Annotated in this window: 11 protein-coding genes; 6 read left to right on the plus strand and 5 right to left on the minus strand. The window is 61.2% G+C overall.

The window, feature by feature from the left end:
- Nucleotides 1–339: 339 nt before the first annotated feature.
- Entirely contained in the window at nt 340–903 is a 564-nt protein-coding gene (locus MMB92_RS15275) for a hypothetical protein (protein ID WP_277562761.1), read from the minus strand.
- A gap of 426 nt (nt 904–1,329) precedes the next feature.
- Here MMB92_RS15275 and MMB92_RS15280 point away from each other — a divergent pair, with 426 nt between their 5' ends.
- Together MMB92_RS15280 and MMB92_RS15285 are read left to right on the plus strand one after the other, a co-directional pair.
- A complete protein-coding gene (locus MMB92_RS15280; RefSeq protein ID WP_277562762.1) occupies nt 1,330–1,755 on the plus strand; it encodes a hypothetical protein in 426 nt (141 codons plus the stop codon).
- 186 nt (nt 1,756–1,941) lie between these two features.
- On the plus strand, nt 1,942–2,262 hold the full coding sequence (locus MMB92_RS15285) for a helix-turn-helix transcriptional regulator (protein WP_277562763.1): 321 nt from the start codon (nt 1,942–1,944) through the stop codon (nt 2,260–2,262).
- Nucleotides 2,263–2,274: 12 nt separating this feature from the next.
- Here MMB92_RS15285 and MMB92_RS15290 read toward each other — a convergent pair whose 3' ends face one another.
- The 4 genes from MMB92_RS15290 to ychF all read right to left on the minus strand — a co-directional run bounded on the left by MMB92_RS15290 (nt 2,275) and on the right by ychF (nt 7,198).
- Entirely contained in the window at nt 2,275–3,294 is a 1,020-nt protein-coding gene (locus MMB92_RS15290; RefSeq protein ID WP_277562764.1) for a phage/plasmid replication protein, read from the minus strand.
- Between the two features lie 617 nt (nt 3,295–3,911).
- The gene (locus MMB92_RS15300) at nt 3,912–4,655 is read right to left on the minus strand and encodes a DUF6499 domain-containing protein (RefSeq protein WP_277562766.1); all 744 of its coding nucleotides are present in this window, start codon (nt 4,653–4,655) and stop codon (nt 3,912–3,914) included.
- A gap of 40 nt (nt 4,656–4,695) precedes the next feature.
- A complete protein-coding gene (locus MMB92_RS15305; protein WP_277562767.1) occupies nt 4,696–5,925 on the minus strand; it encodes a tyrosine-type recombinase/integrase in 1,230 nt (409 codons plus the stop codon).
- A 178-nt stretch (nt 5,926–6,103) separates the two neighbouring features.
- Complete coding sequence (gene ychF / locus MMB92_RS15310) at nt 6,104–7,198, minus strand: redox-regulated ATPase YchF (protein ID WP_006482062.1); 1,095 nt, start codon at nt 7,196–7,198, stop codon at nt 6,104–6,106.
- A gap of 246 nt (nt 7,199–7,444) precedes the next feature.
- Between ychF and MMB92_RS15315 the strand changes: the two genes are divergently transcribed.
- From MMB92_RS15315 to MMB92_RS15330, 4 genes are all read left to right on the plus strand, one after another.
- The gene (locus MMB92_RS15315) at nt 7,445–8,623 is read left to right on the plus strand and encodes a UbiH/UbiF family hydroxylase (protein ID WP_060263502.1); all 1,179 of its coding nucleotides are present in this window, start codon (nt 7,445–7,447) and stop codon (nt 8,621–8,623) included.
- 90 nt (nt 8,624–8,713) lie between these two features.
- Entirely contained in the window at nt 8,714–9,442 is a 729-nt protein-coding gene (locus tag MMB92_RS15320; protein WP_006482072.1) for a DsbC family protein, read from the plus strand.
- Nucleotides 9,443–9,547: 105 nt separating this feature from the next.
- The gene (locus MMB92_RS15325) at nt 9,548–11,347 is read left to right on the plus strand and encodes a PDZ domain-containing protein (protein ID WP_059723916.1); all 1,800 of its coding nucleotides are present in this window, start codon (nt 9,548–9,550) and stop codon (nt 11,345–11,347) included.
- A gap of 147 nt (nt 11,348–11,494) precedes the next feature.
- On the plus strand, nt 11,495–12,091 hold the full coding sequence (locus MMB92_RS15330) for an NAD(P)H-dependent oxidoreductase (RefSeq protein WP_006482079.1): 597 nt from the start codon (nt 11,495–11,497) through the stop codon (nt 12,089–12,091).
- Nucleotides 12,092–12,212 lie beyond the last annotated feature (121 nt).

Raw genomic sequence — 12,212 nt, forward strand, 5'->3', positions numbered from 1 at the left:
CAGTGCTGGCATACATGTTCGACCCGACCGAATCGGAACCGAGTGTATGCCGTCACATAGACGGTTTTCATCGTGGTAAGTCCGCGCATGGCGGCACCTCCAATCGAAATGGATTGGAGGGCAGTCGTTTGCCTGCGGTACCTAAGTGGTATACACTCAGGTTGTCCTAACCAGACGGTGCAGGTGCTTGGGTCGCCCTCATTCACCTGGAGCGCTTATGCTCCAAGGCCGGTTGCTAGCCGGTCTGTGCCAAGCAAGCCTCGACGCTGAACTCCTGCCAGAGTTTTGCGTCGGGGCTTCTTACTTTCTATGACATGTCGTGCTCTCCGCAGCTCGCCATCAGTTGTCTTCGCCTTCCGTGGCCTCGGTGGGCCGTTCGGTCTGATCCTGTTCTTCGTTTTCGTCCGGCGTCGCATCGCCGCTGAGATCTTCCTCATCGGACCCACTGCCGTTTTTCGCCGGCCGCTTAGTTTTTGCCGCCGGATACCATTCAAGCAAGCCAAATTTGCCGTTCGGCAAGCGATGAAAAGTTACGGAATTCTTCGACAGGCTGATCCGTAACCCTCGTTTGGCATTGTCTTCGTTGCGCGTGTCGAAGGCGAACCCGCCTTCGATCAGGGCTGCATAAATCTCGTTTACCGTTGCGGGCCCTTTATCCAGCTTTCTACGCAACTCCAGAATTGCTCGTATCGCAGCCGCGAGCGGTTGACCATAGAACTGGTCTGACCGAATCGCAAGGTTCGCGGTGCCCTGCGTTTGCTTTTCTTCAAGCTCGTACAACAGCGGCAACCCTTCGATCTCGCAGAGTTCGTTGATGACCATTTTGGTCTTGGCCACAGCCCGCTCCTGGTCGAGCAATTTCGCCTGTAGCTTGGCTATTGCAAGTTGAATTGGATCGGACATTCCGGCCTCCTTTGAGGGTTATGCTCGAATTTACTGGATCGATCGGAGAATGTCTAGTGTCGGATGGAAAATTTCCCCGATATCTAGCAGCGACCGGCGCGATATCACGGAAATAGCTTTGCGCTATGACTTATAAGTCATTGAATTTTAATGATATATTTCCCAAAAGATAGGGGGTTTGTGGTTACGGTCTTCTGGCTTTGTGAGGTGTGGTGATGCGTGGTGATGTGAAGTGACACGTAGTGAAGTGTCGTGAGGCATTGTGAAGCGAGGGATGGCGTGGAGGGGTGGCGCAGGTGCGCCGAACAGTGAGGTGTTGATGCTCACCATTTTCGAGGGCGAGACAGGCCTGCTACGGTTGACCGGCGAGTGGGTCTGTCATTCCCTGATGGCGGCGGGGTTGGTACGAAGCCGGCGAATATCTGCATGTCTGATTCCGCCGGCCTCGATTGCCGCAGCAGTTGCAACGCTACCGTGATGACGGGCGGCTCTGAAAGGTTTTTTGCAATGCTATTGCAAGCCACTTGCGGCGGAGTTCATGTACTGCACGCAGGCAAGATGAGCTTTGGCCATCACAACACGGAGTTGTGGGTCTTGGTCGCTCTTAACGACGGGGCCCGAATAAGCGATGTTCAGCATCAACTGATGCAACTGCGCCATTGTGGGTGTCTGGTGCTGCGAGGTCACGGCTTCGTCGATTGCGACAAGCATCTCGTCACGGGTTTTTCCTTTGGCGCGGGAGCCTGCGAAGACGCCAACATTCCTCATTTCATTTTTGCATACGTTCCCGACTATCTGACCGACAACTTGATCCTGGAAGTCGGCGGCGGTTTGAGCGCTCGCACACGCTGATGCGAGTGCGAGCGCCATTGCTAAGAATTGGGCAGGTGTTCTCATGTTTGTTCCGTGAATTTCAGTTGGCAACGTCTGCACGAATGCCGGCCAGACATCGACAAGCATCGAAAACTACGAAAAACGTAGTATGCCAGACGTGTTGATGCAACGATATTCGTAGCCTTGCAGTCAACGGGCTACGGGATGTCCAGCGAGGAAACGTCGGTTTTCGGTGCGCGCCTGAAAGGGGCTCGCCTGAGAGTGGGAATGTCGCAGAAGCAACTCGGGATCGCGGCCGGGTTGGACCCCTTCGTTGCCAGTACCCGAGTCAACCGATATGAACTGGGAATTCACAAAGTTGATTATCAGTTCGCGAAGCGGCTGGCTGCTGTCCTCGGGGTTTCCGTTGCATATCTCTATGCTGATGATCCGGAGTTGGCGGAGTTGATCGATCTGTATGGGCGTTTGCCTAGCGAGCACAAGGAAAATCTGCTTACGCTCGCTAGGGAGCTTGCGTCGCGGTAACTCTGGTCGCGCCTAGCTCGTGCGATTAGAGCTTGCTTGCGGCCGTTTGCGACTGCGTCGTGGTGCCATGCCTGCCTCGATCAACCAACGGGGAGTTTTTGCTATCGCATCTGGTTTCGATAGCAACTCTGCAAGCGAGATCGCTGGTCCGGGGAGGTTTGGGCAATCCAAGTCAATGCCGCGTCCCTTGAAATATGCCTTGTGACGCGCGCGTGTTCGTGCGCAGTAGATCAATCTCCAATCAACTCCGAGCTTATGTAATGCCATTGCGGGACGCCTACGCTCGTCAATGCCCTCGAAGTCCGCGGCAGACAGAGGGCCAAACGTGACGTCGTGCAGCGGGAGCCGAGCAAAATATTTGCGGAATACCTCGCGAGACGTATCCAACTGCCAGTCTCGGGCGAGGGGTAGCCCAAGCTTGTGAAGTTCAGCGCGTCGCAACCTGACTTCGATTCGGAGAATTCCTTCGCATTCCTTAGATAGATTGCGAAACAAATCGCCAGCATGGTCGCCTGAACTCTTCAGCGACAGTTGGTCCCCTTTGTCATAGACAGCGATCTGATATTGCTTGCCACTCTTGGGGCGATATGCGGCATAGCGGCGGTGCGTGCTGCACTGTCGACGCTTGGCAACCAGGATGTGCTTGAGTACGGTCAGTGCCTCGTCGACCCGTTGACTCGAATCGAGCCGAAAATTCACTGCAAGATCGACGCGATGCAACTCGATGTTTCCTTCGCTCCATGCGGCGATTTTATCGGATGCTGCGTCGATGTTCAGTTCGCGGACAAGGCGCCGGACGGTAGATGTGCAAGCCAGTTTGACGCTGCCGCTCGACCAGACATTCTGTCCATATTGATTTGCAAATGGAGAGCCTTCAACGAACAACTCGTGGTCATGTGGAGACCTTGATTTCACGCGATAGTGCAGGGCGTGGCGTCCGTATTTTCCCGCCACGGACTTCCGATTGGTAATCTGTTGCTGAGCACCTCCCGGCGTTGAAACAAGGACTTTCGTCACTTCATCTACGTCCATCTGTACTCCCGTTACTGAGAAGCACACTGTATCCACGTTGACTTGGAACTTCTCAGGGAGTATTTGATCTGCATTGCTACTCATATCTCTCACCATTGTGTATGGGTCATATTGGCTATACAGGGTATGTATTACAGAGCCTGCTGGACGCCAATGCTTGCCGTAGAGGCCGGTGGCGTGCACGACAATGTGTCAGGTAGGCATCGAAAGAGAGGGGTGAGGATTATTCAAACTTTCGAAGCGCGGCCTTTGCTCGAATCCATTCCTGGACCTCGTGTTCAAGCCACCCGACTCTGTTGGACGTGAGGCGAACCGGCTTGGGAAATGATCCGGCTCTCGCAAGCTCGTAGATGAGCGAGCGGGAGATTCCTGTAACTCGCTCGACTTCGGGGCGAGGCAAGATGCGGACTAATTGGCCTTGACCCAACTCGCGGCCGGACAATTTGTCTTCGACGGTACTATGCTTTTCATTCATGGATGGGCCTCGAAAAACGCCGTGTGAGGAACGGCATGGATTCGATTTTTCCATCTCAGAGTAGGCATTTCGAGGAGACAACTTCACCCAAAGTCGTCTCCGTCTTCTCCGGTAAGCTCGGTGCCGGACCGTTGTCGCTTTGTCAGGCTGTCGGTACTTTGCCGACCTTCGGTTGCAGGCTTTTTCTGCTGGATTTCGATGTCAGTAAAGCCAGGTACCCGTACTCAGCGAGTTCGACGGCGGGTTCGTATGCTTTTCTTTCAGCCTCTTTCAGTTCGAACAGATCCTGACCGGGTCGGGTTCGAAGCGCTTCCGCGATATCTACCCATGAAATATCGAGATGCCGGGCATCCAGGAGCCTCAATTTGCGGAGAAGGCTCTTCGCCGTGGGTCTCGGTGCGGCGGCTCTTCTGTCTACCCCAAGCGACGTTCGAAGCGCGTCCGCCCGCCGTTCAATGATGCGCCGTGCATTCTTCATTTGGAGGTCGAGCGCATCGCTGCCAAAGAGTGATGGGCGCAGATTGAAAACGATGCAGACTTCGTCATTGCGTAACTCGCGCGACCATGATGTGGACTGTCCTTTGGGGCGCGGTGATACCGCCAGTGCTCTAAATTCGGCGGATTTGCCTTCATCGTAGGCTTCGGCATAGTGCTTGAATCGACGGAGCCCAAACATCCCGGCGATTTCGCGTTTCTTGGCAGTGCGAGCCTCCTGATCGTCCGGTAGCGAATTGCAGGCGTGCCGGAAGTTGTTGTTGCGCCGGAGAAATTCCCACGCCCACCGCCGATAATCCCAGCTTTCCCAACCTACGTAGTCTGCTACCTCGAGTCCATTGGGAAATTGTTGGTCCTTCGGTGCTAGAGTCGATGTGTTGTTCGTCACCATCTTATAGGTCTCCCAGCAGGATACTGCCGTATGGTTGGGTCTAGGTGGCTCGTCCAAAGTGTCCCGGAATGATCTTCGCTCCGTCTCGAAGTGCGTCGAGCATGTCCGCCCAGTCCTGCATCATTTTCGCCCGGCTATCGAAGTGTTCGGCGTGGTTATATGTTCGCCGAACTCCGTTTTGATCGATATGCGCGAGTTGTCGTTCGATCCAGTCGGTCGGGTAATTCAGTTCGTTTAAGCGGGTACTGCCGGTGGTGCGCGTTGCATGGGGGCTGTATTTTCCGGCCCAGCCCAGCGTTTTGAGTGCTTGACGTAGTGCAGCGGCCGTCATCGGTTTTGTCCGATCGTCGCGATGGGGGAACACGAATCGTTGCTTGCCAGTGAAACCGTGAATTGCACGTAGCCCTTCGATGGCCTGTCGCGGTAACGGGACGGTATGCTCTTTTCGTTTCTTCATGCGCGTTGCTGGGATGCGCCACACTCCAGCATCAAGGTCGAACTCATCCCATTCGGCTTCGATGGCTTCGCTCGGTCGACACAACGTCAGCCACATTAAGCGGAACGCAGTGACGGTCTGGAAGTTACCGTCGTATCCAATGAGATCGCGCATGAACTGGCCAATTTCCTCAGTAGTAAGCGGCCTCTTGTGCTGCGTCTTGTTGGGCGGTAGAGCCTTGCGCACCGGATAGACTGGGTCCGTTTCCGCACGAAGCGTCGCAATCGCCAGTTCGAAGACACCCGACATGGATCGTTTGGCTTCGGCTGCGACGCTGGGCCCGTTCGCTGTCATCGCTTTTTTGAGTAGTTCCAATACCAGTGCCGGTGTTATGGCACGGACCGGGAGTTTGCCGATCGACGGGAACACGACACGTTCGAACATGTCCAGGCGGCGGGCCTTCGTCTCCGGCTGCCAGTCCTTCGCACCTAGCCATTCTTTCGCAATGGATTCGAATGTCACGGCATTCGCCAGCAAGCGCGTTGCCTTTGTCGTCTGCCGGTCGTGAACGGGGTTGATGCCTTGTTTCACCAGCTCCCGCAGGCGTTCGCGCTCTTTGCGCGCTTCGGCAAGTCCGATAGTGGGGTAGTTGCCGAGGGTATATATGCCAGCTTTGCCGTTGAGTTCGAACCGATAGCGCCAGACACCGGCTCCCTTGGATTTCACCTCGAGAAACAGCCCGTTACCGTCCGCAAGCCGTATAGGCGTCGCTTCACCGTTGTGGCCTACGCGCGGCTTGGCGTTGCGGCATTGCGTGTCGTTAAGCTTGGGCATGGTGGCTGCCGTATACGGTTTTGAGGTTTGTGCCCCTATTATATACCGCCTTGTATACGGTTTTTTGTGGATGCGGCTGGCGGTTGCCGGCACCGCATGGCAACAAAAAAGCCCGCAACCACGGGGGTTTGCGGGCTTGGGTGGCGCGGCGCGGTTTGCGCTGGACGGCCAGTTTTGCTTAGACGTTGAACAGGAAGTTCATCACGTCGCCGTCGTGCACGACATATTCCTTCCCTTCCGCGCGCATCTTGCCGGCTTCCTTCGCGCCTTGCTCGCCCTTGTACGTGACGAAGTCGTCGAACGCGATCGTCTGCGCGCGGATGAAGCCGCGCTCGAAGTCGGTGTGGATCACGCCCGCCGCTTGCGGCGCGGTATCGCCGATGTGGATCGTCCACGCGCGCACTTCCTTCACGCCCGCGGTGAAGTAGGTCTGCAGGCCGAGCAGCTTGAAGCCTGCGCGGATCACGCGGTCGAGGCCCGGCTCTTCCATGCCCATGTCGGCAAGGAAGGCTTCCTTGTCCGCGTCGTCGAGATCGGCGATTTCCGCCTCGATCGCCGCGCATACGGCGACCACCGGCGCGTTTTCGCTTTCCGCGTACTTGCGCACCGCCTCGAGGTGCGGGTTGTTCTCGAAGCCGTCGTCCTTCACGTTGGCGACGTACATCGCCGGCTTCGCGGTGATCAGGCAGAACGGCTTGATCAGCGCCTGTTCGTCGTCCGACAGCGCGAGGCCGCGCACGGCCTTGCCCTGGTCGAGCTGCGCGCGCACCTTTTCGAGCACCGCGACGAGCTTCGCCGCTTCCTTGTCGTTGCCCGACTTCGCCGCCTTCGAATAGCGCGTGAGCGCCTTCTCGATGGTGCCGAGGTCGGCGAGCGCGAGTTCGGTGTTGATCACTTCGATGTCGTCGATCGGGCTGACCTTGCCGGCGACGTGAATGACGTTCTCGTCCTCGAAGCAGCGCACGACGTGCGTGATCGCGTCGGTTTCGCGGATGTTCGCGAGGAACTGGTTGCCGAGGCCTTCACCCTTGCTCGCGCCCGCGACGAGGCCCGCGATGTCGACGAACTCGACGACGGCCGGCACGACACGCTCCGGCTTGACGATCTCGGAGAGCGCTTTCAGGCGCGTATCGGGCACTTCGACGATGCCGACGTTCGGCTCGATCGTGCAGAACGGGTAGTTCTCGGCGGCGATGCCGGCCTTGGTCAGCGCATTGAACAGGGTGGACTTGCCGACGTTGGGCAAGCCGACGATGCCGCATTTGAGACTCATGGAATCCTTCGGACGGGTGAGGCGGCGCGGCCGGACAAGGCACGGCGGCGCGGGAAAAAAGGGCGGCCGGCGCGTGGAGCGCGGCGGGCCGACGGTCAAAGACGCTATTGTACCGTGCCGGCGGCCCGGATTCCGGGCTGGCGCCGAACGGCCGATGCGGCGGGCCGCCGCGCCGGCGCACCGGGCTGCGATTCTGCTGATTTCCCGCAAAGTCCGGCCGCGTAAGGGTTTGGCCCCGCGGCTATAATGCCCGCCATGACTGCCCACCACTCCTTCGACGTCGCCGTGGTCGGCGGCGGGCTCGTCGGCAAGACGGCCGCGCTCGCGCTGACCCAGTCCGGCTACAAGACCGCGTTGCTCGCCCAGCCGGCCACGCCGCGCGCCGCGGATCTCGCGTTCGACACGCGCGTCTACGCGCTGTCGTCCAGCTCGCAGGCGTTGCTCGAGCGGCTGCGGGTCTGGCAGGCGCTCGACCACAGCCGGCTCGCGCCCGTCTACGACATGCGCGTGTATGGCGATGCGCATGCCGAACTGCATTTCTCCGCGTATCAGGCGTCCGTGCCGCAGCTCGCATGGATCGCCGAATCGTCGCTGGTCGAGGCGTCGCTCGACGCCGCGCTGCGCTTCCAGCCGAACCTGACGTGGTTCGACGCGCGTGCGCAGGGCTTCGACGTGCGCGACGACGCGGCCGTGCTCACACTGTCGTCGGGACAGGTGCTCGAAGCCGATCTCGTCGTCGGCGCCGACGGCGCGCATTCGTGGGTGCGCTCCCAAATGGGGGCCAGGGTAGAGCGGCGCGACTACCGGCAAACGGGCGTCGTCGCGAATTTCAAGGCATCTTTGCCGCACCGCGAGACCGCGTACCAATGGTTTCACGAAGGCGAGATCGTCGCGCTGCTGCCGCTGCCGGACGGCCACGTGTCGCTCGTGTGGTCCGCGCACACCGCGCACGCGGACGCACTGCTCGCACTCGATCCGGCGCAGCTCGCGGCCGAGGTGGAGCGCGTGTCGCACGGCCAGGTCGGCGCGCTCGAATGCGTGACGCCGGCCGCCGGCTTCCCGCTGGCGCTGCAGACGGTCGACAAGCTGATCGCGCCGCGCGTCGCGCTGGTCGGCGATGCCGCGCACCTGATCCACCCGCTCGCGGGGCAGGGGATGAACCTGGGATTGCGCGACGTCGCCGCGCTCGCCGATGCGATCGCGGGCAAGGAAAGCTTCCGCAACCTCGGCGATACGGTGCTGCTGCGCCGCTACGAGCGTTCGCGTCGGGAGGACATCCGCGCGCTGATGGTCGCGACCGACGGCCTGCAGCGGCTGTTCGCGGTGCCGGGCTCGCTCGCGAAGGCGGTGCGCAATGCGGGCATGGCGTTCGTCGGCGCGCAGCCGCTCGTGAAGCGCTGGCTCGTGTCGGCCGCGCTCGGCTGAGCGAACCTTCCGCCACCGCGCCGGTCGGAGACGGTTCCGTTACGGCGTACACTGTGCCGTGCACTCCGATTGAGCTGAAGGAAGATTTCAATGAAAAAAACGATCCGCATCGCATCGCTGGCGCTGGCCGTCACGATGGCGACGCTTGGCTGCACCGCGCAGGCCGACCAGACCACCGACAAGCTGAAGGCTACGCTGCAGGCCCGGCTGGGCAACGACGCGCCGATCAAGAGCGTGTCGAAATCGCCGGTTGCAGGCCTTTACGAAGTGAACCTCGGCTCGCAGATCATCTATAGCGACGCGGCGGGCGACTACGTGCTGCTCGGCGATCTCGTCGACGCGAAGACGCACAAGAACCTGACCGACGCCCGCCTGTCCGAAATCAACAAGATCGACTTCGCGAGCCTGCCGTTCGCGAATGCGATCAAGGTCGTCAAGGGCAACGGCGCCCGCAAGATCGCGGTGTTCTCCGATCCGAACTGTCCGTACTGCAAGAAGCTCGAGACGACGCTGCAGTCGGTCGACAACGTGACCGTCTACACGTTCCTGTATCCGGTGCTGTCGCCGGATTCGACCGCGAAGTCGAAGGCGATCTGGTGTGCGACCGACCGCGCGAAGACGTGGGAAAGCTGGATGCTCGACCACCGTGCGCCGTCCGGCGCCGGTACCTGCGATACCAGCGCGCTGGACAAGAACCTCGCGCTCGGCCGCGGGATGAACGTCACCGGTACGCCGACGATCTTCCTGCCGGACGGCCGCCGCCTGCCGGGCGCGGTATCGGCCGACCAGCTCAACCAGGCGCTCGCCTCGAGCAAGTAACCGACTGCACGCCGGGCGCATGGCCCGGCCAGCGAGGGGCGCCCGCATGATCTGCCGGCGCCTCTCTTCGTTTTCGCCGCCGTATTCGACCGACCGATTGCCACGATGACCCAGCCGATCCGCTATTCGATTGTCCCGAAAGATCTTGCCGCGCACCTGTTCGAAGTGACGGTGACGGTTGCCGATCCCGATCCCGAAGGCCAGCGTTTCTCGCTGCCGGTATGGATTCCGGGCAGCTATCTCGTGCGCGAGTTCGCGCGCAACATCGTGACGCTGCGTGCGTTCAACGACGCGGGCCGCAAGGTGCGCATCGCGAAGACCGACAAGCACACGTGGCAGGCCGCGCCCGTGACCGGCGCGTTGACGCTGCGTTACGACGTGTATGCATGGGACCTGTCGGTGCGCTCCGCGTATCTCGACGAATCGGGCGGCTTCTTCAACGCGACGGCCGTGTTCCTGAGCGTCGCCGGTCGCGAGGACGCGCCGTGCGAAGTCGATATCGCGAAACCGGCCGGCGCGGCGTTCCGCACCTGGCGCGTCGGCACCGCACTGCCCGAAGCGGGCGGCACCCGGCGCTACGGTTTCGGCGCATATCGCGCGGCCAACTACGACGAGCTGTCCGACCATCCGGTGACGATCGGCGAATTCGCGCTCGCGACGTTCGACGCGCACGGTGTGCCGCACGACATCGTGATCGCGGGGCGCGTGACGCAGCTCGACCTGGAGCGGCTGCGCAACGACCTGAAGCGGGTGTGCGAGGCGCAGATCGCGTTGTTCGAGCCGAAGTCGAAGAAGGCACCGATGGAGCGCTACGTGTTCATGACGCTCGCGGTCAGCGACGGCTACGGCGGCCTCGAGCATCGCGCGTCGACCGCGTTGATCTGCAACCGTACCGACCTGCCGGTGAAGGGGCGACCGGAAACGACGGAAGGCTATCGCACGTATCTCGGCCTCTGCAGCCACGAGTATTTCCACACGTGGAACGTGAAGCGCATCAAGCCGGCGGCGTTCGTGCCGTACGACCTCACCCGCGAGAACTACACGTCGCTGCTGTGGCTGTTCGAGGGCTTCACGTCGTATTACGACGACCTGATGCTGGTCCGCAGCGGGCTGATGTCGCAGGACGACTATTTCGCGGCGCTCGGCCGCACCGTGGGCGGCGTGCTGCGCGGCACGGGCCGGCTCAAGCAGAGCGTCGCGGAAAGCTCGTTCGACGCGTGGATCAAGTACTACCGTCAGGACGAGAACGCGACCAACGCGATCGTCAGCTATTACACGAAGGGCTCGCTCGTCGCGCTGGCGTTCGATCTCGCGATCCGCGCGCAGACGCGCAACCGCAAGTCGCTCGACGACGTGATGCGCCTGCTGTGGCAACGCTACGGCCGCGACTTCTATCGCGGCCAGCAGGCGGGCGTCGAGGAAAACGAAGTCGAGACGCTGATCGAAGAGGCGACGGGCGTCGCGCTCGGCCGCCTGTTCGCCGACGCCGTGCACGGCACGCGCGACCTGCCGCTCGCCGAACTGCTCGCGCCGTTCGGCGTGACGCTGACGCCCGATGTCGCGACCGGCGCGGCCGCGAAGCCGACGATCGGCGCGCGCCCGCGCGGCGGCGCGGACTGCACGTTGGCGGCGGTCTACGAAGGCGGCGCCGCGCATCGCGCGGGGTTGTCGGCCGGCGACACGCTGATCGCGGTCGACGGCCTGCGCGTGACGGGTACGAACCTCGATGCGCTGCTGGCCCGCTACCGGCCGGGCGACAAGGTCGAGGTTCACGCGTTCCGCCGCGACGAGCTGCGTACCGCGAAGCTGAAGCTCGACGGTCCGGAAGTCACCCGCTACCGGCTGACGGCGGCCGCGAAGCCGGCTGCGGCCACGAAGGCCCGCGAAGCCTGGCTGAAGGGGTAAGCGGACGCACGCGGGTATCGGGGCGCGATCAAGGATTGTTCCGTTGTTGCAACAATCCGTCGCCCTGAACCCGCTTTTTCGCGGTCATATGGCCACGCACAATGGCGTCACTCGCGCTACTGAAGCGCAACCCCACTGGAGCCTGACATGACGACCATTCTGCAAATCAATTCCGCCGCGCGTTCGCAAGGTGCGCAATCCACGCTGCTGGCCAACGAACTGACGGCAAAGCTGCAACAATCGAATCCCGGCGCGAACGTCGTGGTTCGTGACCTGCTGGCCGATGCGCTGCCGCACCTCGACGAATCGGTGCTCGGCGCGTTCTTCACGCCGGCCGACAAGCGCACCGCAGAGCAGAATGCGATCGTCGCGAAGAGCGATGCACTGATCGCCGAACTGCAGGCTGCCGACATCATCGTGATCGGCGCGCCGATGTACAACTTCGGCGTCTCGTCGCAACTGAAGACGTATTTCGACTGGATCGCCCGCGCAGGCGTCACGTTCCGTTACACCGAGAACGGTCCGGAAGGCCTGATCAAGGGCAAGAAGGTTCACGTCGTGACGGCCCGCGGCGGCAAGTACCTCGGTACGCCGAACGACAGCCACACGCCGTACCTGCGTTCGTTCCTCGGCTTCATCGGCCTGACCGACGTGAATTTCATCCATGCGGAAGGCCTGAACCTCGGTCCGGATGCGCAAAGCGCCGCACTGGCCAGCGCACGCGAAGCGATCGCCGCCGCGTAACGCGCAAGCTCGACGCGGGTGCGACGCACCCGCTGCGTCGCCCGATAAAAAAACGCCGCGCCCCGAAAGGGACGCGGCGTTTTTGCATGCGGTGGGGTGGCTGGCGAACCGGCTGCCGAGG

The organism is Burkholderia sp. IO2 (assembly GCF_029522185.1).
Lineage (GTDB): Bacteria > Pseudomonadota > Gammaproteobacteria > Burkholderiales > Burkholderiaceae > Burkholderia > Burkholderia cenocepacia.